This is a genomic window from Azospirillum sp. UENF 111221, assembly GCF_058780625.1.
The window spans coordinates 151,520-173,472 of the sequence record NZ_JBSNCH010000002.1; the positions used below are offsets into that span (position 1 = coordinate 151,520).

Genomic DNA, 21,953 nt, shown 5'->3' on the forward strand with positions numbered 1-21,953 from the left:
TTTCGTTTGTATTTGAGGCAAGCGGGGATGAAGGCGCTAAGGAAACAGGTGGTCTTTTGGGCGGATATGCGGTCTATGACTTTCCCAGGGGGGAATCCGACAAGAAGAAAAGCAACCGGATGTGGTGGATTGACTTCGGAGCAGGCTGTCTGCCCGCGTTAACGCATAAAAAATGGGCCACGGAAGCGCGCGAAAAATTTTCGCGATTTCCGTGACCCAGGCTGCCGAGCGCGTGGCCGCCGCGAGACTGAAGCGACGGGGGAGTTTGCTCGGGGTTAGGTGGATGGGCGCCCTATACCCCCTCTCCCCCCTGGGGAGAGGGTCGGGGTGAGGGGGATGCAGGGAGTGGATTCGGTGGCGAATGGGGGAGTGTGCGACTCTATGAAGATCCTCGCCGCGCGACCCCCTCACCCTAACCCTCTCCCCGGGGGGAGAGGGGATTCCGGCCGGTTCGAAGAACTCCTTACCCATCCTGCGTGACGTCGCCGGCGAACAGGTAGCCTGTGCCGTGGACGGTGACGATCAGCCTCGGGTCCGCCGGATCGGTCTCGATCAGGCGGCGCAGGCGGCGGACCAGGCTGTCGATGGTGCGGTCGGTGGCATCCGTCTTGCGCCGCGTCGTCGCCGTCAGCAGATAGTCGCGGTTCATCACCCGGCCGGGGTTGCAGACGAAGGTCGACAGCAGCTCGAACTCGGCGCCGGTCAGCCGCACCGGGTTGCCCTGCGGGTCGGTCAGGCGCATGCGGTCGAGCCACAGCGTCCAGCCGGAGAAGCAGCGCCGGCGGTCGTCGCGCTGGTCGCCCGGCGCCTTCAGCCGGCGCAGCAGGTTCCGCACCCGGGCCAGGATCTTCTCGCGGCTCGAAGGGCTTCGCGATGTAGTCGTCGGCCCCCATCTCCAGCCCGATGATGCGGTCCAGCTTCTCCGCCCGGCTGCTGACCAGGATGATGCCGATCTCCGACACCGCGCGAAGCTCGCGGGTCAGGGTCAGCCCATCCTGGCGCGGCAGCCGGATGTCGAGCAGCACCACGTCCACCGACGCCGCCGCCAGCAGATCCTTCAGCTCCTCCGCACTTCGGGCCAGCAGGACGTCGAAGCCCTCATCTGTCAGATAGGACTTCAGCGTCTCGCGCGTCACCGCGTCGTCGTCGGTGATGGCAATGGTCGCCGCCATGACCCTCTTGTCCGCCTCTCAGCGCGCCTTTTGCCTCAATGCTCCAGGATCTGGCCCAGGAACTGGCGGGTGCGCTCGCTTTTCGGGTTTTCGAAGAATTCGGCCGGCGACCCGCTCTCGATGATCGAGCCTTCGGCCATGAAGACAATAGAGTCGGCGACCTGCCGGGCGAAGCCCATTTCGTGGGTGACGCAGACCATGGTCATGCCCTCGCCGGCCAGCTCGGTCATGACGTCCAGCACCTCCTTGACCATTTCGGGGTCGAGTGCCGAGGTCGGCTCGTCGAACAGCATGATCTCGGGGCGCATGCACAGCGCGCGGGCGATGGCGACGCGCTGCTGCTGGCCGCCGGACAGCTGGCCGGGGAACTTGTGCGCCTGGTCGGGGATGCGCACCCGCTTCAGGTACATCATGGCGATTTCCTCGATCTCGGACTTCGCCATGCCGCGGACCCAGATCGGGGCCAGCGTCAGGTTCTGGAGCACCGTCAGGTGCGGGAACAGGTTGAAGTTCTGGAACACCATGCCGACCTTGCGGCGGATCTTCTCCACCGCCTTGACGTCGTCGGTCAGCTCGATGCCGTCGACGATGATGTGGCCGGTCTGGTGCGCCTCGAGCCGGTTGATGCAGCGGATCATCGTCGACTTGCCCGACCCGGAGGGGCCGCAGACGACGACCTTCTCACCCTTGCCGATGCTGATGCTGACGTCGCGCAGCGCGTGATAGCTGTTGTACCACTTGCCGACCTTGCGGAGTTCGATGATGGCGTTGGCGGTCATGGCGTGTCTCCAGAAGGCCGGTCAGCGGCGGGTGTAGCGGTTGGCCAGACGCTCCAGCCACTGGCTGTAGCGCGACATGCTGAAGCAGAAGATCCAGAACATCAGCCCGGCGAAGACATAGACCTCGGCGAAATAGGGGCGCCATTCGGGGTCGGTCGTCGCGACGGTGGCGGCGGTCAGCAGGTCGTACAGGCCGACGATGGTGACCAGCGAGGTGTCCTTGAAGGCGCTGATGAACTGGTTGACGATGGGCGGGATGACGATGCGCAGGGCCTGCGGCAGGACGATCAGCATCGTCTTCTGCCAGTAGCTGAGGCCAAGCGCGTCGGCGGCCTCGTACTGGCCCCTGGGGATCGCCTGCAAGCCGCCGCGCACGGCCTCGGCCAGATAGGCGGCGGTGAAGAGCGTCATGCCGGCGAGTGCCCGCAGCAGCTTGTCGACCGTGACGCCTTCCGGCAGGAACAGCGGGAACATCACCGAGGCCATGAACAGCACGCTGACCAGCGGCACGCCGCGCATCGTCTCGATGAAGCCGACGCAGAAGGTGCGGATGGCGGGCAGCGAGGACTGGCGGCCCAGCGCCAGCAGGATCGACAGCGGGAAGGCGAGAGCGATGGAGAAGACCGACAGCATCAGCGTGATCGGCAGCCCGCCCCAGCGGTCGTTCGGCACATAGGTGAGGCCGGCGATGCCGCCCCACATCAGCACGCCCATGCCGACCAGGGTCAGCGCCCAGGCGACGGCCAGCCAGGGCCGCCAGAAGGCGCGGACGCCGCTGGCCCCCAGCATCGCCACGAACAGGGCGCAGGCCAGGAAGGGGCGCCACTGCTCGTCATAGGGGTAGGTGCCGAAGAAGATCAGCCGGTGCTTGACCACGATCACCGACCAGCAGGCGCCGGCCGCCTCGCGGCAGGCCTCCGACGACCCGGACCAGCTGGCGTTCAGCAGCAGCCAGTTCGCCATCGGCGGCACCACCAGCCACAGCAGGAACAGGCAGGCCAGCGTCAGCGCGGTGTTCAGCGGCGTGTTGAAGAGGTTGTCCTTCGCCCAGCCGAAGGGCTTCAGCGCCGTCATGCCGTTGGCCTGCGGCGGGGCGGAGGCCTGGGTCGGCTCCTCCTCGTAGGACGCGGCCCAATGGGCGGGGGGACGGGAGCGGTGGGAATCGGGGCCGGATCGGCCGGGAACTGCTTGCTCATCGGGTCACCAGAGCCACGCGGCGGTTGTACCAGTTCATGAAGCCGGAGATCGCGAGGCTGATGATGAGATAGACGAGCATCATCATCGCCACTGCCTCCACCACCTGGCCGGTCTGGTTGGCCGAGGTGTTGGAGACGCTGACCAGGTCCGGATAGCCGATGGCGACCGCCAGCGAGCTGTTCTTGGTCAGGTTCAGATACTGGCTGGTCAGCGGCGGCACGATGACGCGCAGCGCCTGCGGCAGGATGACGAGGCGCAGGATCTTGCCCGGCGACAGGCCCAGCGCCAGCCCGGCCTCGGTCTGGCCGTGCGGCACGGCGAGGATGCCGGAGCGCACGATCTCGGCGATGAAGCCGGCGGTGTAGACCGATAGGCCGATCAGCAGCGCGGTGAATTCCGGGGTGACCGATCCGCCGCCCTCGAAATTGAAGCCGGCCAATGCCGGCACGTCGAAGGCCAGCGGGGCGCCGGTGACGATGAAGGCGAGCGCCGGCGGCAGCAGCAGGGCGGCGATGACGGCCGGCAGGGTCGGGAAGGGCTTGCCGGTGGTCTCGCGCCGGCGGCGGCCGTAGCGGACGACGGCGATGGCGGCGGCGATGCCGGCGACCAGCGCCAGCAGGATCCAGCCATGGCCGGCATGCTCCACCAGGACCGGGAACTTCATGCCGCGGTTGCTGAGGAAGATGCCCGGCAGCACCTCCAGCGCCTCGCGCGGGCTGGGGAGCCGGTTCAGGATGGTGTACCAGACCACCAGCTGCAACAGCAGCGGCACGTTGCGCACCGTCTCGACATACAGGGTGGCGAAGCGGTTCACCATCCAGTTGGACGACAGCCGCCCGATGCCGATCAGCACGCCCAGCACGGTCGCCAGCACGACACCGGCGGCCGACACCGCCAGCGTGTTCAGGAGGCCGACCACCAGGGCCGTCAGGTAGGTGTCGGACGCGGAATAGGGCAGCAGGCTCTCGCCGATCTCGAAGCCGGCCTCGCGGTGCAGGAAGCCGAAACCGGTGGCGACGCCGCGGGTGGCGAGGTTGGTCAGGGTGTTGGAGACGAGATACCAGGCGACGGCGAGGGCGCAGGCCAGGAACAGAGCCTGATACAGCCACCCCCGCACGCGCGCGGAATTCAGCGCCTGGACCGGGTTTGTCATGGTGTTGCTCCGTGCGGGGGGTGAAAGGCCCTCCCTTCCCCCGGAAGGGGAAGGGAGGGAGGGCGCCCTTACTTCATCGGCGGGGCGTACATCAGGCCGCCTTCGGTGTAGAGGGCGTTCTGGCCGCGCGGCATCTTCAGCTTGGAGCCCGAGCCGACGTTGCGCTCATAGCTCTGGGCGTAGTTGCCGACCTGCTTGATGATGGCGTAGGCCCAGTTCTCCTCGACGCCCAGCGCCTTGCCGTTGCCGGCGGTGACGCCCAGCAGGCGCTTCACGTCCGGATCGGGCGAGGTCATGGCGGCGTCGACGGTCTCCGAGGTCAGGCCCTTCTCCTCGGCCTGGACCATGGCGTAGAAGGCCCAGGTGACCAGGTTCATCCACTCCTCGTCGCCCTGGCGCACGGCCGGGGACAGCGGCTCCTTGGAGATCAGCTCGGGCAGGATGACGTAGTCGTTGGGGTTCTGCACCTCGGCGGCGCGGATGGCGGCCAGCTGGGAGGCGTCGGAGGTCAGGGCGTCGCAGCGGCCGGCGAAGAAGGCCTTGTTCAGCTCCTCGTTCTTCTCGATGACGACCGGCTTGAAGGTCATCTTGTTGGCGCGGAAGTAGTCCGACACGTTCTGCTCGGTCGTGGTGCCGGGCAGGACGCAGACGGTGGCGCCGTTCAGCTGCTTGGCGCTCTTCAGCCCGAGCTTGGCCGACACCATGAAGCCCTGGCCGTCGAAATAGTTGGTCGGCGCGAAGTTCAGGCCGTTGGCGGTGTCGCGGGTCAGGGTGCGGGTGGTGTTGCGGGCCAGCAGGTCGATCTCGCCGGACTGGAGCGCCGGCAGGCGCTGCTGCGCCGACAGCGGGGTGTACTTCACCTTCTCGGCATCGCCGAACATGGCGGCGGCGACGGCGCGGCACATGTCGACGTCGAGGCCCGACCACTTGCCCTTGTCGTCGGGCGAGGAGAAGCCGTACAGGCCCAGGTTGACGCCGCACTGGACGTAGCCCTTCTGCTTCACGCCGTCGAAGGTGGCGCCGGCCTGGGCCGTGCCGGACAGGGCGAAAGCGGAGACCGACAGCGTGGCCGCGATGGCGAGCGCGCTCAGACGGGACTTCATGGCACGGGTCTTCACGGGGCGGGGCTCCTTCAGCCTTGGTGGTTCGTTGGGCGCCGGGGCAGGGGGCTCCGGCCGCCGCATGCCGCTACAATCGCTCCGTGGATTGAACAAAGTGCCCGCCCGTCATGAACGGATGTGGTGGAAATGTGAACAGCTTTGGACAGATGGGCCGCGCGCACGGCGAAGGCGATGGCCGGGCTTCTCCCGACGATGGTCACGGGGGCCGGCCGATAATTCACGTGCACGGGCTTGGCCTTGCCCTTACAAGCGATTGGTGTCGGCCATATGTTTTCGCCGGGAATCCTGGGGGTTTTGAGGGAATGGGGTCCGATCGGCCGGTCTGGCGGTGGTTTGCGCGCTTTTCGCTGCTGCGGCGCGGGCCGGTGCAGCGCTATGGCGCCGCCCTGCTGACTTTCGCTGTCGCGCTGGTGTTGCGTCTGGCCGCCGACGGCACCCTGCCCACCGGCTTTCCCTATCTCACCTTCTTTCCGGCGGTGATTTTGACCACCTTCATGGCCGGTCGGGGGCCGGGGGTGGCGGTTGCGGTGCTGTCGGGACTGGCGGCCTGGTATTTCTTCATTCCGCCCTATTACTCCCTCGGTCTGGATGCCTCCGTCGGGCTGGCGCTGGCCTTCTATGCCGTGATCGTCACCGTCGACATCGCGCTGATCCATGGCATGCAGGTGACGCTGGCGCGCCTGAACGAGGAGCGCGGCCGTACCGCCTCCCTGCTGGAGGCGCAGACCACCATGTTCCACGAGCTGCAGCACCGCGTCGCCAACAACATGCAGTTCGTCTCCGCCCTGCTTGCCCTGCAACGACGGTCGATCAACCAGTCGCCGGAAGGGGCGCTGGCGGCGCTGGAGGAGGCTGGGAAGCGGCTCGACACCATGGCCCGGGTGCACCGGCGCCTGCACGATCCGCAATCCGGCGACGATTTCGGCAGCCACATCGACGCGCTGTGCCGGGACATGCTGGCGGCGGCCGGCATGTCCGGCGTCACCTGCCGCGTGAGCGTGCAGGCCGCGCCGCGGTCGCCCGAACGGCTGCTGGCGCTGGCCATGCTGATCGTGGAGGCGCTGACCAACAGCCTGAAGCACGCCTTCACCGGCCGTGACGGCGATGGTGGCGGCGGTGGTGGCGGCACCGTCACCATCGAGCTGAGCGAGGTGCCCGGCCAGCCCGGCCAGCTGCATCTGCTGGTGGCGGACGATGGCGTCGGCCTGCCGGACGGGTTCGACGCGCAGCACCTGCCCAGCCTGGGCTGGAAGATCATCCAGAGCCTGGCGGTCCAGCTGTCCGGCCGGTTGAGCTATGGCCCGGCAGATGGACCTGCCGGCAGCACAGGAACGCGGATCGACCTGCGCTTTCCGGCCTGAGACGGCATCCCCGTTTGAATCCAATCGCGGCTTTTCCGTCGCCATCGGACGAACTATCTGTGATCTTGCCGGTTGCTGCGGGGAACCGGCAGAGGAAAGCAGGAGAGGACTTATGGCGACGCTGAAGGAATTCGAGGACGCATTGAAGGCGTCGGGCAACACGGCCGCGCTGGAGATCCTGGAGTCCCTGCGGGCGCGCGACCGCTCCCAGCGTTCCGTCCGGCCGGCGCGCCGGCTGACCGGGCGCAAGATGACTCCGGAGCTGGCGACCGAGATCCTGCACCTGCACGAGACCACCAACATGACCCAGCAGGAGATCGCCTTCCAGCTGGGGGTGAATCAGGGCCGGGTGAACGAGGTCATCAAGCGCCGCAAATGGCTGAGCGAAGACCCCGCCGCCCCGGAGGCACAGGCCCGCGACCAGGCCAAGCAGCGCGCCAAGGAGGGCGTCGGCATCCCGCCGCGCCCGCCGTCCCGGAAGAAGAAGGCCAAGCCCGCGGCCGAAGCGGCGCCGGAGGCGGCTCCCGCTCTGCCGCCCGAGGCGGTGGCGCCGGTGGAGCCGCCCGTGCCGCCGGCGGAGCCGGAGGTCGTCGTGGCACCGGAGCCCGCGCCGCCGGTCGCCGCGGAACCGGCCGCCAAATCGCGTGCTGCCAAACCGCGCGCCGCCAAGCCGCCCACGGCGAAACCAACCGCTGCCGAACCGCCGATGCCGGTGGCCGCACCCGAGTTGCCGTTGGAGCAGCCGGAAACGGCCAAGCCGAAGAAGGCGCGCAAGCGGGACAAGGCGGCGGAGATGCCGCTGTTCAAGGACCTGCTGTAAGGGTACTTGAAAGCCCTCTCTCGCCTGGGGGAGAGGGCATAAGCCATGCCCGCCGGTCATTTCGCACCTGCGGAATTAACGGCCTGCGGCGGATTGCCTCAGCGGGGGGTAGGCAAATATCCTGACCCTGCCCCGGTTGCTTTCGATTCCCCTGCCGCCGGGCTTCGCCTTCCTTGACCCAGCGCGACAGCGGAGAAACGACAATGGCGTCTGCCGGCCATCACGGCGACCTGCGTGCCGAGGCACAGCTGGCCTCGGCCCATCCCGGTCTGGTGCTGCTGGCGCTCGCCATGGGTGGATTTGCCATCGGGACGACCGAATTCGCGACGATGAGCCTGCTGCCCTATTTCGCCCAGGGCTTGGGCATCGACGAGCCGACCGCCGGCCATGTCATCAGCGCCTATGCGCTGGGAGTGGTGGTGGGCGCGCCGGTGATCGCGGTGCTGGCGGCGCGGGTGGCGCGGCGGACCCTGCTGATCGGGCTGATGGCGGTCTTCGCCGCCGCCAATGTGGCCAGCGCCTTTTCGCCCTCCTATGGCTGGATGCTGGCCTTCCGCTTCATGAGCGGGCTGCCGCACGGCGCCTATTTCGGCGTCGCGGCGCTGGTCGCCGCCTCGCTGGTGCCGCCGCAGCGCCGGGCGCAGGCAGTGGCGCGGACCATGCTGGGGCTGACGGTGGCGACCGTCATCGGCGTGCCGATGGCGAACTGGATCGGGCAGGTGCTGGGCTGGCGCTGGGGCTTCGGCGTGGTCGGGCTGCTCGCCCTGCTGACCGTGGTGCTGGTCTGGATCTTCGCCCCCAACGACCGGCCGCACCCGGATGCCAGCCCGCTGCGCGAACTGGGCGCGCTCAAGCGGCGGCAGGTCTGGCTGACGCTCGGCATCGGCGCCATCGGCTTCGGCGGCATGTTCGCGGTCTACACCTATGTCGCCTCCACCCTGATGGAGGTGACGCAGGTGTCGCCGGCGATGGTGCCGGTTGTGCTGGCGGTGTTCGGGTCCGGCATGACCGTCGGCACGCTGGTCAGCGCCTGGGCCGCCGACCGCGCCCTGATGCCGACCGTCGCCTTCACCCTGCTGTGGAGCGCCGGGTCGCTGGCGCTCTATCCCTTCGCCGCCGGCAATGTGTGGCTGGTGTCCATCGTCGTCTTCATGATCGGCTGCGGCGGCGGTCTCGGCACGCCCCTTCAGGCCCGGCTGATGGATGTGGCGGAGGATGCGCAGACGCTGGCCGCCGCGCTGAACCACAGCGCCTTCAATGCCGCCAACGCGCTCGGCCCCTGGCTGGGCGGCATGGCGATCGCCGCCGGCTGGGGCTGGACCTCCACCGGCTGGGTCGGCGCGGCGCTGGCGTTGGGCGGTCTGGCGGTGTGGGCGGTGGCGCTGCTGGACGACCGTGCGACGGCCAGCCGTGCCGCCAGCCGCGCGGCCGAGTCCCGGGAGTCCGAGTCCCGGGAGTCCGAGGCCCGGCTGGCCGAGGCCTGCGCCGGGGACTGAGCGGCCGGCATCGCCAGGAAGTCAGCGCCCCCCGGCCACGCTCCAGGCGATGCGCGCCGGATGTTCGCCGAGGTCGAGGGAGCCGATGACGATCTCGCCCCGGCCGGACAGCGGCGCCACGTCGCCCATCTTCAGCAGGCGCTGCTCGCCGGCCTGCGGCACCAGACGGGTGCCGTTGCGGCTGAGATCCTCCAGCGTGAAGACCCCGTCGCGCAGCCGGATCAGGGCATGCCGGCGCGAGGCGGAGGCGTGGTCCAGCATGATGCCGCAGTCCGCCCCGCGTCCGATCACCAGATCGCCGCCAGCATCGGGCACCGCCACCGTCCGGCCCTGGTAGCTGAGCGTCAGGCGCAGCGCCGGCGCCGGCGGGGCCCGCATGTCGACCGTCATGTCCGTCGGCTGGGCATGCGGCGCGGCTCCGGTCCGCAGGCCCGTCACCACGCCGATGCCGGTCACCGACACGCGCTGGTCATCGGGGATGGCGGCGATCTTGGCGATCAGCCCATCGGCCAGCGCCCGCGGGATGCCGGCGGCGCGCAGGCGGCGGCCCAGCCCTTCGCGCACCTCCTGGAGGGAGGCGCCGGGGGCGGCCAGCTCCGCCGCGGACTTCACCCGGTTGAATTCGTCGGCGACGCGCTGGATGACGGTGCTGATCTTCTTGTGGCCATAGGCGCTGGCGCCGAGGTCGAGCAGATAGCCGAGCCGCCCCGCTGCCGTGGTGAAGCGGCCGGCCAGCCGCATCATCGTCTCCTCGAAGGGCAGGTCGGTGCCGCCGGTGGCCCAGACGGTCTTGCCGCGGCGGGTCAGCGACTCGGCCATGGCCGGGCCGCCCATATAGCCGTCGAAGGCGATCATGCCGTCGACGATGGCGGCAAAGGCGCGGGCGTCGCTGGCCGCCCCGCTGCGGGTCAGCGGGGTCAGCCCGTCCAGCCCGCCGCGGATGCGGTGCAGCAGCGCCTCGCGCGTGCGGGCGAAGCCGAAGCCGGTTCCGTCGGAGGCCAGCGCGTTCGACAGCGCCAGCAGCGGCTCGGTGTGGGGCAGCCGGTCGTCCAGATCGCCGCGCAGCGCCGCCAGCAGCGCCAGCAGGGCGGAGGCGAGATCGGGCGCATAGCCGATCAGGGCGCGGATCGGCTCCCGACCGTCGACGATCTCCGCGGAGAACTCATCGACCAAACGGATGTTCTCGCCATCGCCCTCCTGGTGGAGGCGCAGGACGGCGGTCAGCTTGGCCCCCCACTCCCGATGCGGTTCCAGCAGGGTGGCGAAGGCATGGGTGACGATGCGGTCGCGCTCCTCCACCGGCCGGTCGACCGCGGCCAGCAGCAGGCCGGAAATCCCGCCGCGCATCAGGGCCTGGTCGTAGGGGGCCAGCGTGTCGGATTTCTGGGCAAGCTCCTTCAGCGCCGTGAACAGGCGGATGATCTGGTCATAGCGCTCATGCGGCTTCACCCCCAGCATCGGCGCCTGGAGGGTGGCGAGCCGGCTGACCGCGGGATTGAACAGCAGCGCCTCGCGCTCGAAGTAGCGCAACGGATAGTAGCGGTGAAGCTGCTCCGACGGAATGACGCCCTGGTCGTCCCAGTAACCGCGCAGCAACCGCAGCAGGGTCATCCGGCTGTCGAAGGAGAAAACCTGCAACACGTCGGTGCAGAGGTTGGCCGTTTCGATGGGCGAGATGGTGGTCAGCTTGGCGCCGCCGGAAGAGGTCTTCTGGAAGATGGTTTCTTCCCGGCCGGTGCCGGTGACCTTCACCACGCGCACCACCGGGAACTTGGCAAGGCGCAGCAGGAAGTTGGCGCGTTCCGTCGCCGACTTCTCGTCTTCAAAGACGCCGTCGATGTTGGGCTTGCCGCCCTGCTCGACCACCACCTCGAAGCGCGCTTCGCGCCGCTTGGACATCGCCATACCGTCCCCCTTTGGCTTGCCCCGGTCGGAGTGTCCTTTTCCGATTGGCGCCCGGCTACGTCCCTGTTCGCGATTCCCGGCGATTTTTTACCAAAATACTTTATGAAAGCTTCCATCAGAAGCGGAAAGACCCGAACCGTGACCGCAATCCGTCGCTCCGGTAGCCGACCCGATAACCGGCCCACTCTCGGCCGCCGGCCTTTCCTCGGTCTCTTGGGATCGCTGGGCCTGTCGGCGGCGCTGAGCCCGCTTCCTGCCCTGGCATCCACCACCAATGGTTTAGAAAGTTCCGCGGTCGGTTATCTCCTGTTCGAGCCGGACAGCGGCACCGTGCTGGAGTCGCGGGCGGCGGACACCCCCTTCATCCCGGCGTCGGTGGCGAAGCTGCCGACGGTGGCGGCGGCGCTGGCCCTGCTGGGGCCGGACCACCGCTTCGCCACCCGGCTGCTGGCGACCGGCCCGCTGACGGGCGGGGTGCTGCGCGGCGACCTGATCCTGCAAGGCGGCGGCGACCCGGCGCTGGCGACGGAGGGGCTGGTGCAGCTGCTGGGCGGGCTGGCCGCCGCCGGGCTGCGCCGGGTGGAGGGGCGGTTCCTGTACGACACCGCCCTGCTGCCCGATCTGGCCGAGATCGACGCCGGGCAGCCCTGGGCGGCCCCCTACAACACCGGGGTCGGGGCGCTGTCGCTGAACTACAACCGCGCCCTGCTGAACTGGAAGCGGGGTGCTGCCGGGCCGGAGGTGCTGACGGTCGCCGATGCCGGGCGCCTGCCGCTGGACAGCGTCGCCGTGCGGCCGATGGCCGGGAGCAGGGGCTTTCCTCTGCTGCCGGACGGGGCCGACCGCTGGCTGATGGCGCCGCCCGCCGCCGGGGAGGCGGCAGGCGCCTGGGTGCCGGTGGCGCGGCCGGGGCTGGCCGCCGCCACCCTGTTCCGCCGGCTGGCCGGCGATGCTGGCATCGCTTTGCCGCTGCCGGGGGTCGGGCGTACGCCGGCCGGCGCGACGGTGTTGGCGGCGCTGGACAGCCTGCCGCTGTCGGAACTGGCGCGCGGGCTGCTGCGCCATTCCAACAATTTGTCGGCGGAGGTGATCGGGCTGGCGGCGTCGAGGCGGCTGGACCCGTCGGTCGCGACGCTGGACCGGTCTGCGGCGCTGTTGCAGGGCTGGCTGACGCGCCAGGGTGCCGGCTGGCGCGGGCTGCGGCTCGCCAACCATTCGGGGCTCGGCACCGGGTCGCGCGCCACGCCGCGGCAGATGGCGGCGCTGCTGCGGGCCGGCGGACCCGCCTTGTGGGAGCTTCTGCCGGGGGAGGAGGACGGCAAGGCGCTGCCCTCCGGCGTCCATGCCAAGACCGGCACGCTGGCCTATGTGAAGGGGCTGGCCGGGCTGCTGACGGCGGGCAGCGGCCGGCAGCTGGGCTTCGTCCTGTTCATCGCCGACCCGGCGCGCCGGGCAGCGCTGGACGCCGCGCTCGACCGCCGGGTCACCGCCATTCCGGCGGAGGCGCGCGGCTGGGCCGCCGCCGCCCGCAGGGTGCAGGACGAGACGCTGGGACGCTGGGTTCTCACCTATTGACTGAGATAGGTCATAGGACAGAAGATAGCCTGACCGGTAAAATGCAGATCAAAGTCGATTCGATGCGGAGTCGATTTGAGAAAGCCCTGCCTGCGTCGATTGATCGCGGGCATATCCGGACCATATGCGTCGGCAACCAGCAGCGAGAGCCCGCGACCCGATGATGACAGACCGTTCCGCCACCTCACCCGCGCGCAAAATCCTGCGCCGCCGGCTGGAACGTCAGGATGTGGCCGCCAACCGCTATCACGACCAGCGGCTGGGGGCGGAGGTGGTCAACATCGTCGTCGGCGGCTGCGTCGTCACCGACGATCCGAACGTCGTCATCACCACCACGCTGGGCTCCTGCGTCGCCGCCTGCCTGTACGATCCGGTGGCGGAGATCGGCGGCATGAATCATTTCCTGCTGCCCGACGCCGGAACCGACACGCTGTCGCTGTCGTCGCGCTATGGCGCCACGGCGATGGAGCATCTGATCAACCGGCTGCTGGCCGTCACCGGCCGGCGCGACCGGCTGCGCGCCAAGCTGTTCGGCGGTGCCAACGTCAACCTGAACACGCTGCGCACCGCCAACATCGGCCAGCGCAACGTCGAGTTCGTCATGGAGTATCTGGCGACGGAGGGCATCCCCACCGTCAGCTGGGACGTCGGCGGCGCCACCCCGCGCGCCGTGCGCTTCTTCCCCACCACGGGCCGCAGCCAGCGCCGGCTGATCGGCGGAGAGACGCTGCACGAGATCGCCCGCAACGAGTTGTCCTACATGGAGCATCTGGGCCGGACGCGGATCGAAGGCGACGTCGAGCTGTTCTGATAAGCTCGACCGGGGGGCGCCGGTTCGCCGCGCGCTCCCACCCCGCCGTTTTTCCGCGGAGCCCGTCATGGCCGACACGCTGTTCCGGATCGCCACCTTCAACCTGGAAAACCTGGACGACGATGCCGACGAGCCGCCTTTCGAGGTGCGGATCGCCACGCTGCGCCCGCAGTTGGAACGGCTGGAGGCCGACATCCTCTGCCTTCAGGAAGTCGACGCCCAGCATCCGGTCAAGAGCGAGCCGCGCATCCTGCGGGCGCTGACCCGGCTGCTGGAGGACACGCGCTATGCCGGCTACCACGTCACCGCGGGCGACGCCGCGTCGCCGGCCGACCGCCACAACCCGGTGATCGTCAGCCGCTGGCCGATCCGGGCGGCACGGCTGCTGCGCCATCATCTGGTGCCGCCGGCCCGCGTGCGGCTCGCCACCGCCGATCCGGCGGCGGAGGGCGAGACGGAGGTCGGCTGGGACCGGCCGGTCCTGCATGCCGAAATCGAGATGCCGGACGGCCGCACCCTGCACGTGTTCGACCTGCATCTGCGCGCTCCGATCGCCGCCCCGGTGCCGGGGCAGAAGGCCGGCGCCCAGATCTGGAAGACGGCGGCCGGCTGGGCGGAGGGCTATTATCTCGCCTCGATCAAGCGGGCGGGGCAGGCGCTGGAGACGCGGATGGCGGTGGACCGGCTGTTCGACGCCGACCCCGACGCACTGATCCTGGTGGCCGGCGACTGCAACGCCGACCTGGAGCAGACCGCCGTCCGTATCATCCGCGCCGCGCCCGACTTCACCGGCAATGCCGAGCTTGCCAACCGCGTTCTGGAGCCGCTGGAGCAGGCGATCCCGGAGGAGCGGCGCTACACCGTGCTGCATGGCGGAACGCCGGTGCTGCTCGACCATCTGCTGGCGTCGCCGCGGCTGGCCGAACGGCTGCGCGACGTGGCGATCCACAACGAGGATCTCATCGACGAGGTCGATCACGCCGACGAGCCGTCGCCGGTCAGCTACCATGCGCCGGTGGTGGCGGGGTTCAGCCTGCAGGGCGCACGCGGCTAGGGCATAGGTGGTTCACGCGGTGGGGACGGTGCCGCCGTCGATGACGTATTCCGTGCCGGTGATCGTCCCGGCACGGTCGGACGCCAGGAAGGCGATCAGGTTCGCAACGTCTTCCGGCTTGGATGGCCGGCCGATCGGAATGCCGCCGAGCGAGTCCATGATGATCCGCTTGCCGCCTTCGTAATCGGTGCCGGCCTCCTTCGCGAGCCGCTCGGCCAGCCCTACCGCTGCCTCCGTCTCGATCCAGCCGGGGGACACGCGCACCACGCGCACGCCCTTGGGCGAGACCTCCTTGGAAAGGCTCTTGCTGTAGGTCGAGAGCGCGGCCTTCGCGGCGGCATAGGCCGTCGTCGCCTCCGGCAGCGGCAGCTGGCGCTGGATGGAGGTCACGTGGATGACCACGCCATGGCCCTGGGCCACCATCGCCGGCACAAGGTCGCGGTCGATCCTGACGGCGGGCATCAGGTTGAGATCGAGCTCCCTTGCCCAGTCCGCGTCGCCCAGCGCCGCATGGCCGCCCGCCGGAGACGACGAGCCGCCCAGCATGTGGACGATGACGTCGACGCCGCCGAGCCGCTCGCGCACCGCGGCGGCGAGCGTGGCGCAGCCCTCTGCGGTTGTGAGGTCCGCGCCGACGAACATCTCCTCGCCGAGCGTGTCGGGCCGGGACCGGGCGGCGGTCAGCACGCGGGCACCGAGTTCGCGGAACAGGGCGACGGTGGCAGCACCGGCTCCGCGCGTACCGGAGGTGATGAGCGCTCTTTTGCCTTCAAGGCTGATGAACCCGGTCATTGGCCGATCTCCAGTCCGGCAATCCGCCCGTTCTCGATCCGGAACGCGAAGACCAGCGTGGCGGGGCTGCCGGGAAACCGCCCGGACACCGTTGCAAGGACCTTGGCGACCCCGTCCGTCTCGGACAGTTCGAGCGGTTCGATCACATGGGCGTATTTGGCCTTCGCGGCGCGCCACCACGCATCGATGGCGTCGTGGCCGGCATGGGACCCGCCTTCGTCCCCGACGACGGCATCGGGCGCGAAGGCGGCGAGCAGGGCCGCGCCATCGCTCCTCCGGTCGGCATCGAAATAGGCCTGGATCGGTGAGGGGAATGTCATCGTGTATGTCTCCTGAGCGGGGTGTCTTCTGTCCTTTCCAAGATGAGCGTGGACATCGGTTTCGATAATCAGGATAAAACGGGATATGGAATTTCGGTTTGCGGGACAATGACGCGGGCAGACCTGAACGATCTCGACGCCGTCTTTGCCATTGCGCGCAGAGGCTCGTTCCGTGCCGCGGCACTCGACCTTGGCATGTCCACGACCGCGCTCAGCAACGCCGTCAGGACGCTCGAGACGGAACTGGGCGTCCGCCTGTTCAACCGGACGACGCGGAGCGTGTCGCTCACCGATGCCGGCCGGCTGTTCGTCGAGCAGGTCGGCCCGGCGTTGCAGGACGTCCATGGCGCTTTGGAAGCCGTGCGGTCGCAGCAGACGACGCCGTCGGGCACGCTTCGCATCAATGCGTTCGCCATGGCGGCGCGGGAGATCCTCTCGCCGCTCGTTCTCGAGTTCCTCCGCCGACATCCGCAGGTGCATGTCGATCTCGTCACCGAAGGGCGGCTGGTGGACATCGTCGCCGAAGGATTCGATCTGGGTGTCCGGGTGGCCGACCTCGTGCCGACCGACATGATCGCGGTTTCCCTGGGCCGGCCGCAGCGATACGCCGTCGTCGGCTCGCCGGCCTATTTCGAGAAGCGCGAGAAACCCCGCGTCCCGCCCGACCTGCTCTACCACCCCTGCATCCGTGTCCGCCTGCCGAACGGCGCCCTGTACCGGTGGCAGTTTGAGAAGGACGGGCAGGCGACGCAGATCGACGTGCGCGGACCGATCACCCTGGACGAGTCCAGCCTCGCGCGGACCGCCGTCCTGGAAGACATCGGGCTCGGCTTCTTCATGGAGCAGGACGTGCGCAGCGACATCGAGGCCGGCCGTCTCGTCCGCGTGCTCGAAGACTGGACCCCGGTGCGTGCCGGGCTCTGCCTCTACTATCCCGGACGGCGCAATCCCTCGGCCGCCCTCAGGGCTTTCATCGGCCTCGCCCGCGAACTCGGTGCGAAGCCGGGTGTTTCTCCTTGAACCCATCGCCGTGTTCGGCCAGTCGGCGGGACATGGCGCTGGATTCAGGAACGCAACTGGTGGACAACAGCGTCTTCGGGAATTTTGCGGCGCTGCGCTCCGGTCGAGAGGGCGGGCGCCTTTCAGCAGGTGCCATTTGGGAGACAGCATGTTCACTGCCGCCAGCTTCCGCGTCGGCGACCGCGTGACCATCCGCAGCGGCCAGTCCATTCCGCAGTCCATTGCCACGGTGGAGCGCTACACCGAAGGGGGGCGCTGCATGGTGCTGTCCGACGGCAGCGAATGGCGCGCCGACGGCCGCCGCCAGTGGAGCTTCCGCGGCGGCTACTACAAGGGTCCGGTGGTCGAGCCGTTCGAGCAGGGCGACGACGAGTTCGTCGCGCGCCGCCGCGTCATCGGTGCGCTGCGCAAGTTCGGCGACAGCCTGACGATGGAGTCGGCCCTGAGCACCGAGGCGTTGCAGCGAATCCTGGATGCGGTGGACAAGGAAAAGGCGGCGGTGAAGAAGTAGAGGCTTCACATTTCGAACAACAAAAAGCCGGCGGCCCCCTGCGGGGCCGCCGGCTTTTTCATCCCGGACCGGTCACTCCGCCGCGATGGACTCGCGGGCGGGCTCCTCGGCCGGCACGGTGCGGATCAGGTGGTCGAAGGCGGCCAGCCCGGCCTTGGCACCCTCGCCCATGGCGATGACGATCTGCTTGAACGGCACCGTCGTCGCGTCGCCGGCGGCGAACACGCCGGGCAGGGAGGTCTGGCCGCGGTTGTCCACCTCGATCTCGCCGCGCGGAGTCAGGGCCAGCGTGCCCTTCAGCCATTCGGTGTTCGGCACCAGCCCGATCTGCACGAAGATGCCTTCCAGATCGACCCGCTTCAGCTCGCCGCCGGTGCGCTCCTTGTAGGACAGGCCGACCACCTTGTTGCCGTCGCCATGCACCTCGGTGGTCTGGGCCGACAGCAGGACGGTGACGTTCGGCAGGCTGTGCAGCTTGCGCTGCAACACCGCGTCGGCACGCAGCTGGCTGTCGAACTCGATCAGCGTGACGTGCGAGACGATGCCGGCGAGGTCGATGGCCGCCTCCACACCGGAGTTGCCGCCGCCGATCACCGCCACGCGCTTGCCCTTGAACAGCGGACCGTCGCAGTGCGGGCAGTAGGCCACACCCTTGTTGCGGTATTCCGCCTCGCCCGGGACGTTCATCGAGCGCCAGCGGGCGCCGGTCGACAGCACCACGGTGCGGGACTTCAGCGAGGCGCCGCTGGCCAGCTTCACCTCGATCAGGCCGCCCTCCTGGGTGGCCGGGACCAGGGCGGTGGCGGTCTGCAGGTTCATCACGTCGACCTCATAGTCCTTGACGTGCTGTTCCAGCGCCGCGGCCAGCTTCGGCCCCTCGGTGTGGGAGACCGAGATGAAGTTCTCGATCGCCATGGTGTCGAGCACCTGACCGCCGAACCGCTCGGCCGCCACGCCGGTGCGGATGCCCTTGCGGGCGGCGTAGATGGCGGCAGCGGCGCCGGCCGGGCCGCCGCCGATCACCAGCACCTCGAACGGAGCCTTGGCCTTGATCTTCTCGGCGGCGCGGGCGACGGCGCCGGTGTCCAGCTTGGCGACGATCTGCGCCACGTCCATCCGGCCCTGGGCGAAGGGCTCGCCGTTCAGGAAGACGGTGGGGACGGCCATCACCTGACGCTGCTCGACCTCCTGCTGGAACAGGGCGCCGTCGATGGCGACATGCTTGATCCGCGGGTTCAGCGCGCTCATCAGGTTCAGGGCCTGGACCACGTCCGGGCAGTTCTGGCAGGACAGCGAGAAATAGGTCTCGAAGCTGAAATCGCCGTCGAGGGTGCGGATCTGCTCCAGCAGCTCCTCGGACTCCTTCGACGGGTGGCCGCCGACCTGGAGCAGGGCCAGCACCAGCGAGTTGAACTCGTGCCCCATCGGCAGGCCGGCGAAGGTGACGCCGATGTCGCTGCCGTCGCGCTTGATGGCGAAGGAGGGCCGGCGGGCGTCGGCGCCGCTGCGGTCCAGCGTGATCTTGCCGGACAGCGAGGCGATGTCCTCCAGCAGGCCCAGCATCTCCTGCGACTTCGCACCCTCGTCCAGCGACGCCACCAGCGTGATCGGGTGGGTGATGCGCTCCAGATAGGCCTTCAACTGCGTCTTCAGATTGGCGTCCAGCATGGCTTTCGTTCCCAACGTCTCGTGTCCGGGGCGGATCGCCTGCGCATAGTCGCGGCGGTCCGGGCGGAGAAAATGGTGGCCCGAGCAGGAAGAGCCGGTCGGGCGGGCGGTCTGGTTTTGAAACAGTGGAGGGTTTGAAACGTCATCGTCCTCCCCGCGCAGGCGGGGATCCAGATTTTGAAAGGACTGCGACAAAACGCGCCTGGATGCCCGCCTTCGCGGGGATGGGGAAACCGGTGACGGAACCCGAATGGGGAGGCTTTTGAAAGCCGGCCCGTAAAAACCTGCCTTGCGGCCGGCTGCGGCGGCAAGGGTACCCGTTAAATCCCGCCATCCAAGCCTGTCGGCGGCGGGGGTGGGGGCCGGCTGGAGCCGGCCCCCGATCCGTGGTTTTCCCTTTAAGGGAAAAGCCTTAGATCTTGCCGACGAGGTCGAGCGACGGGGCGAGGGTCTTCTCGCCTTCCTGCCACTTGGCCGGGCAGACCTCGCCCGGGTGGGCGGCGACGTACTGCACGGCCTTGATCTTGCGCAGCAGTTCCTTGGCGTCGCGGCCGACGCCGCCGGCGGTGATCTCGACGATCTGGATCTTGCCGTCCGGATCGACGACGAAGGTGCCGCGGTCGGCCAGGCCGACTTCCTCGATCAGAACCTCGAAGTTGCGGCTGATCGCCAGCGTCGGGTCGCCGATCATGGTGTAGCCGATCTTGCCGATGGCCGGCGAGGTGTCGTGCCAGGCCTTGTGGCAGAAGTGGGTGTCGGTCGAGACGCTGTAGACCTCGACGCCCAGCTTCTGGAATTCGTCGTAGTTGTCGGCCAGGTCTTCCAGCTCCGTCGGGCAGACGAAGGTGAAGTCGGCCGGGTAGAAGAACACGACCGACCACTTGCCCTTCAGGTCGGCGTCGGTCACGTCGATGAACTTGCCGTTCTTGTACGCGGTCGCCTTGAAGGGCTTAATCTCGCTGTTGATCAAGGACATTTGTGTTCTCCGATAGGTGCGATGATTTGGTTGTCGCCTCAATCCCTGGCCGCTGGCCTCGGCCGGTGGCCGTGACATGCCCGACTTAGTGCGGCGCACCGGGTCGAACAAGGGGGCCTGCCGTGTGGCCAGGGGATGGGGCGATGTTCCCTGTGTCCCGTTGACCCGTGGAGGAATACGGGAAATCTGTGATCAAGAGAAGTAGAAAATACCAATTGAACTGATCGATAAATCCGATTACATAACTGGGCATGAAACCGCTCCCCACCCTGCGCCAGCTCCGCTATCTCGTCGCCGTCGTCGACCGCTGCCATTTCGGACAGGCGGCCGAGGCCTGCCTCGTCAGCCAGTCGACCTTGAGCGCCGGTTTGCAGGAGCTGGAGGATTTGCTGGGCGCCACCCTGGTGGAGCGCACGCGCCGCTCCGTGCTGCCGACCCCGCTCGGGCGCGAGATCGCGGAGCGGGCGCGCCAGCTTCTGAAGGGGGCGGAGGAACTGGTGGACATCACCCGCTCCGCCGCCGACCCGATGTCGGGGGCCCTGCATCTGGGGGTGATCCCGACCATCGGCCCCTTCCTGATCCCCCGCGTGATGCCGGCCCTGCGCGAGAGCTTCCCGCGGCTGCGGCTCTATCTGCGCGAGGACCAGACGGCGCGGCTGCTGGAGCAGCTGAACGCCGGCAAGCTGGACGCGGCCCTGCTGGCCTTGCCCTACCCGATGGGCGATCTGGAGACGGAGGACATCGCCGAGGACCGTTTCTCCTTCGTCTGTCCGTCCGGCCACCGGCTGAACGGCGGCGACCCGGCGCAGCCGGTGACGGTCCCGTCGGAGGATCTGCTGCTGCTGGAGGACGGGCACTGCCTGCGCGACCACGCCATGGCGGCCTGCACGCTGGACAGCACGCCGCACAACACCGCTTTCCAGGGCACCAGCCTGCACACGCTGGTGCAGATGGTGGCGAACGGGCTGGGGGTGACGCTGCTGCCGCAGATGGCGGTCGATTCCGGCATCCTGCGCGGGCTCGATCTGGCGGTGCGCCCGCTGGCCGGCGACCGGCCGGGGCGGCGGATTGCGCTGGCCTGGCGCCGCACCTCGGGACGGAAGGAAACCTTCCAGCGGCTGGCCGAAGCGCTGAGGGCGGAGATGACGGCGAAGGACGGCTGACGGGGCGGCGGCGAAAGATTCGCTTGGTCCCGCGGGTGCGAGGTGGTTTAAACGGGACGGTTTTTCGCCCGTTCACTCCGCTTTGGGGACACCCAGCGTCATGTCCACCACCGCCACCGCTTCCGTTTCCGCCCCTGGCCCCCTGTTCGACCGCGTCGCCATCGTCGGCATCGGTCTGATCGGCTCCTCCCTGGCGCGGGCGCTGGCGGAGTATGGGATCGCGCGGCAGGTGGTCTGCACCGACCGCAGCGCCGAGGTGTGCGCCAAGGCGCTGGAGCTGGGCATCGTGGCGGAGGCCTCCACCGATCCGGCCGCGGCCCTGGCCGGCGCCGATCTGGTGGTGCTGTCGACCCCGGTCGGCAGCTATGCCGCGGTGGCCGAGGCCATCGGGCCGCTTCTGCAACGCGGGACCATCGTCACCGACGTCGGCTCGGTAAAGCAGGCGACCCTGCGCGACGTCGGGCCGCATCTGCCCGACGGCGTCCATCTGATCCCCGGCCATCCGGTGGCGGGCACCGAGCATTCGGGACCGGAGGCTGGTTTCGCCACGCTGTTCCAGGGCCGCTGGTGCATCCTGACCCCGCCGCCCGGCGCCGACAGCGCGGCGTTGGAGCGGGTGACGGAGCTGTGGCGCCGCGTCGGCTCCACCGTCGAGATCATGGAGGCCAGCCACCACGACCGCGTGCTGGCCATCACCTCGCACCTGCCGCACCTGATCGCCTACACCATCGTCGGCACCGCGTCGGACCTGGAGGAGGACACCAAGTCCGAGGTCATCAAATTCTCGGCCGGCGGTTTCCGCGACTTCACCCGCATCGCCGCCAGCGACCCGGTGATGTGGCGCGACGTGTTCCTGAACAACCGCGAGGCGGTGCTGGAAATCCTCCAGCGCTTCACCGAGGATTTGACGGCCTTGCAGCGCGCCATCCGCTGGGGCGAGGGGGAGCAGTTGCAGGACCACTTCACCAAGACCCGCGCGGTGCGCCGGGGGATCATCGACGCCAAGCAGGCGTGAGCACCCTCTCCCCGGAGGGGAGAGGGGAAACGCACCCCGGCGGC

Annotated in this window: 20 protein-coding genes and 1 pseudogene; 10 read left to right on the top strand and 11 right to left on the bottom strand. The window is 68.8% G+C overall.

What is annotated here, in order from left to right:
- Nucleotides 1–463: 463 nt before the first annotated feature.
- The 6 genes and pseudogenes from ACWPN3_RS05215 to ACWPN3_RS05240 all read right to left on the bottom strand — a co-directional run bounded on the left by ACWPN3_RS05215 (nt 464) and on the right by ACWPN3_RS05240 (nt 5,404).
- Nucleotides 464–835: a winged helix-turn-helix domain-containing protein gene (locus tag ACWPN3_RS05215; protein WP_492261156.1), complete on the bottom strand. Its 372-nt coding sequence runs from the start codon at nt 833–835 to the stop codon at nt 464–466.
- A 73-nt stretch (nt 836–908) separates the two neighbouring features.
- A pseudogene (locus ACWPN3_RS05220) lies at nt 909–1,172 on the bottom strand (response regulator); the annotation flags it as partial.
- Nucleotides 1,173–1,207: 35 nt separating this feature from the next.
- Nucleotides 1,208–1,951, bottom strand: a complete 744-nt coding sequence (locus tag ACWPN3_RS05225) for an amino acid ABC transporter ATP-binding protein (RefSeq protein WP_042694164.1) — start codon at nt 1,949–1,951, stop codon at nt 1,208–1,210.
- Between the two features lie 21 nt (nt 1,952–1,972).
- Entirely contained in the window at nt 1,973–3,025 is a 1,053-nt protein-coding gene (locus tag ACWPN3_RS05230; protein WP_492243725.1) for an amino acid ABC transporter permease, read from the bottom strand.
- 118 nt (nt 3,026–3,143) lie between these two features.
- On the bottom strand, nt 3,144–4,301 hold the full coding sequence (locus tag ACWPN3_RS05235; RefSeq protein ID WP_109446009.1) for an amino acid ABC transporter permease: 1,158 nt from the start codon (nt 4,299–4,301) through the stop codon (nt 3,144–3,146).
- A 68-nt stretch (nt 4,302–4,369) separates the two neighbouring features.
- Nucleotides 4,370–5,404 (bottom strand): amino acid ABC transporter substrate-binding protein, encoded by a 1,035-nt coding sequence (locus tag ACWPN3_RS05240; RefSeq protein ID WP_109446010.1) that lies wholly within the window; start codon nt 5,402–5,404, stop codon nt 4,370–4,372.
- A 320-nt stretch (nt 5,405–5,724) separates the two neighbouring features.
- Here ACWPN3_RS05240 and ACWPN3_RS05245 point away from each other — a divergent pair, with 320 nt between their 5' ends.
- The 3 genes from ACWPN3_RS05245 to ACWPN3_RS05255 all read left to right on the top strand — a co-directional run bounded on the left by ACWPN3_RS05245 (nt 5,725) and on the right by ACWPN3_RS05255 (nt 9,099).
- Nucleotides 5,725–6,783 (top strand): sensor histidine kinase, encoded by a 1,059-nt coding sequence (locus tag ACWPN3_RS05245; protein ID WP_492243724.1) that lies wholly within the window; start codon nt 5,725–5,727, stop codon nt 6,781–6,783.
- Nucleotides 6,784–6,895: 112 nt separating this feature from the next.
- The gene (locus ACWPN3_RS05250) at nt 6,896–7,603 is read left to right on the top strand and encodes a hypothetical protein (protein ID WP_492243723.1); all 708 of its coding nucleotides are present in this window, start codon (nt 6,896–6,898) and stop codon (nt 7,601–7,603) included.
- Nucleotides 7,604–7,806: 203 nt separating this feature from the next.
- Entirely contained in the window at nt 7,807–9,099 is a 1,293-nt protein-coding gene (locus tag ACWPN3_RS05255) for an MFS transporter (protein ID WP_109446013.1), read from the top strand.
- Nucleotides 9,100–9,120: 21 nt separating this feature from the next.
- Here ACWPN3_RS05255 and ACWPN3_RS05260 read toward each other — a convergent pair whose 3' ends face one another.
- Nucleotides 9,121–11,004, bottom strand: coding sequence for an FHA domain-containing protein (locus ACWPN3_RS05260; RefSeq protein WP_492243722.1), 1,884 nt, complete (start codon nt 11,002–11,004; stop codon nt 9,121–9,123).
- A 138-nt stretch (nt 11,005–11,142) separates the two neighbouring features.
- Between ACWPN3_RS05260 and ACWPN3_RS05265 the strand changes: the two genes are divergently transcribed.
- The 3 genes from ACWPN3_RS05265 to ACWPN3_RS05275 all read left to right on the top strand — a co-directional run bounded on the left by ACWPN3_RS05265 (nt 11,143) and on the right by ACWPN3_RS05275 (nt 14,444).
- A complete protein-coding gene (locus ACWPN3_RS05265) occupies nt 11,143–12,579 on the top strand; it encodes a D-alanyl-D-alanine carboxypeptidase/D-alanyl-D-alanine-endopeptidase (protein ID WP_492261157.1) in 1,437 nt (478 codons plus the stop codon).
- A 160-nt stretch (nt 12,580–12,739) separates the two neighbouring features.
- Nucleotides 12,740–13,390, top strand: a complete 651-nt coding sequence (locus ACWPN3_RS05270) for a chemotaxis protein (protein ID WP_492261158.1) — start codon at nt 12,740–12,742, stop codon at nt 13,388–13,390.
- 67 nt (nt 13,391–13,457) lie between these two features.
- A complete protein-coding gene (locus tag ACWPN3_RS05275; protein WP_492243720.1) occupies nt 13,458–14,444 on the top strand; it encodes an endonuclease/exonuclease/phosphatase family protein in 987 nt (328 codons plus the stop codon).
- Between the two features lie 12 nt (nt 14,445–14,456).
- Here the strand turns inward: ACWPN3_RS05275 and ACWPN3_RS05280 are convergent, their stop codons facing one another.
- Nucleotides 14,457–15,236: an SDR family oxidoreductase gene (locus ACWPN3_RS05280; RefSeq protein ID WP_492243719.1), complete on the bottom strand. Its 780-nt coding sequence runs from the start codon at nt 15,234–15,236 to the stop codon at nt 14,457–14,459.
- Nucleotides 15,233–15,556 (bottom strand): nuclear transport factor 2 family protein, encoded by a 324-nt coding sequence (locus tag ACWPN3_RS05285; protein ID WP_109446024.1) that lies wholly within the window; start codon nt 15,554–15,556, stop codon nt 15,233–15,235. Before ACWPN3_RS05285 ends, ACWPN3_RS05280 begins: the two co-directional genes overlap by 4 nt.
- 42 nt (nt 15,557–15,598) lie before the next feature.
- On the opposite strand from ACWPN3_RS05285, the gene ACWPN3_RS05290 reads away from it, so the two are divergent.
- A complete protein-coding gene (locus ACWPN3_RS05290) occupies nt 15,599–16,576 on the top strand; it encodes a LysR family transcriptional regulator (RefSeq protein ID WP_492243718.1) in 978 nt (325 codons plus the stop codon).
- 148 nt (nt 16,577–16,724) lie between these two features.
- Nucleotides 16,725–17,087, top strand: coding sequence for a hypothetical protein (locus ACWPN3_RS05295; protein WP_109048545.1), 363 nt, complete (start codon nt 16,725–16,727; stop codon nt 17,085–17,087).
- A 72-nt stretch (nt 17,088–17,159) separates the two neighbouring features.
- Here ACWPN3_RS05295 and ahpF read toward each other — a convergent pair whose 3' ends face one another.
- Nucleotides 17,160–18,755: an alkyl hydroperoxide reductase subunit F gene (ahpF, locus tag ACWPN3_RS05300; RefSeq protein ID WP_492243717.1), complete on the bottom strand. Its 1,596-nt coding sequence runs from the start codon at nt 18,753–18,755 to the stop codon at nt 17,160–17,162.
- Between the two features lie 412 nt (nt 18,756–19,167).
- Complete coding sequence (gene ahpC, locus ACWPN3_RS05305; RefSeq protein ID WP_109446030.1) at nt 19,168–19,731, bottom strand: alkyl hydroperoxide reductase subunit C; 564 nt, start codon at nt 19,729–19,731, stop codon at nt 19,168–19,170.
- Between the two features lie 251 nt (nt 19,732–19,982).
- Between ahpC and ACWPN3_RS05310 the strand changes: the two genes are divergently transcribed.
- Nucleotides 19,983–20,894, top strand: a complete 912-nt coding sequence (locus ACWPN3_RS05310) for a hydrogen peroxide-inducible genes activator (RefSeq protein WP_492261159.1) — start codon at nt 19,983–19,985, stop codon at nt 20,892–20,894.
- A 100-nt stretch (nt 20,895–20,994) separates the two neighbouring features.
- Nucleotides 20,995–21,909 carry a prephenate/arogenate dehydrogenase family protein gene (locus tag ACWPN3_RS05315; RefSeq protein ID WP_109446034.1) on the top strand — a complete coding sequence of 305 codons (915 nt, stop codon included), beginning with the start codon at nt 20,995–20,997 and terminating at the stop codon, nt 21,907–21,909.
- Nucleotides 21,910–21,953: the final 44 nt, after the last annotated feature.

Bases quoted from the DNA above. Each gene is read 5' to 3' on its own strand.
- ACWPN3_RS05310 (WP_492261159.1), top strand. From the start codon at position 19,983: ATGAAACCGCTCCCCACCCTGCGCCAGCTCCGCTATCTCGTCGCCGTC.
- ACWPN3_RS05255 (WP_109446013.1), top strand. From the start codon at position 7,807: ATGGCGTCTGCCGGCCATCACGGCGACCTGCGTGCCGAGGCACAGCTG.
- ACWPN3_RS05245 (WP_492243724.1), top strand. From the start codon at position 5,725: ATGGGGTCCGATCGGCCGGTCTGGCGGTGGTTTGCGCGCTTTTCGCTG.
- ACWPN3_RS05230 (WP_492243725.1), bottom strand. From the start codon at position 3,025: ATGACGGCGCTGAAGCCCTTCGGCTGGGCGAAGGACAACCTCTTCAAC.
- ACWPN3_RS05260 (WP_492243722.1), bottom strand. From the start codon at position 11,004: ATGGCGATGTCCAAGCGGCGCGAAGCGCGCTTCGAGGTGGTGGTCGAG.
- ACWPN3_RS05270 (WP_492261158.1), top strand. From the start codon at position 12,740: ATGATGACAGACCGTTCCGCCACCTCACCCGCGCGCAAAATCCTGCGC.
- ACWPN3_RS05225 (WP_042694164.1), bottom strand. From the start codon at position 1,951: ATGACCGCCAACGCCATCATCGAACTCCGCAAGGTCGGCAAGTGGTAC.
- ACWPN3_RS05250 (WP_492243723.1), top strand. From the start codon at position 6,896: ATGGCGACGCTGAAGGAATTCGAGGACGCATTGAAGGCGTCGGGCAAC.
- ahpC (WP_109446030.1), bottom strand. From the start codon at position 19,731: ATGTCCTTGATCAACAGCGAGATTAAGCCCTTCAAGGCGACCGCGTAC.
- ACWPN3_RS05240 (WP_109446010.1), bottom strand. From the start codon at position 5,404: ATGAAGTCCCGTCTGAGCGCGCTCGCCATCGCGGCCACGCTGTCGGTC.
- ACWPN3_RS05275 (WP_492243720.1), top strand. From the start codon at position 13,458: ATGGCCGACACGCTGTTCCGGATCGCCACCTTCAACCTGGAAAACCTG.
- ACWPN3_RS05290 (WP_492243718.1), top strand. From the start codon at position 15,599: ATGAGCGTGGACATCGGTTTCGATAATCAGGATAAAACGGGATATGGA.
- ACWPN3_RS05295 (WP_109048545.1), top strand. From the start codon at position 16,725: ATGTTCACTGCCGCCAGCTTCCGCGTCGGCGACCGCGTGACCATCCGC.
- ahpF (WP_492243717.1), bottom strand. From the start codon at position 18,755: ATGCTGGACGCCAATCTGAAGACGCAGTTGAAGGCCTATCTGGAGCGC.
- ACWPN3_RS05235 (WP_109446009.1), bottom strand. From the start codon at position 4,301: ATGACAAACCCGGTCCAGGCGCTGAATTCCGCGCGCGTGCGGGGGTGG.
- ACWPN3_RS05285 (WP_109446024.1), bottom strand. From the start codon at position 15,556: ATGACATTCCCCTCACCGATCCAGGCCTATTTCGATGCCGACCGGAGG.
- ACWPN3_RS05315 (WP_109446034.1), top strand. From the start codon at position 20,995: ATGTCCACCACCGCCACCGCTTCCGTTTCCGCCCCTGGCCCCCTGTTC.
- ACWPN3_RS05280 (WP_492243719.1), bottom strand. From the start codon at position 15,236: ATGACCGGGTTCATCAGCCTTGAAGGCAAAAGAGCGCTCATCACCTCC.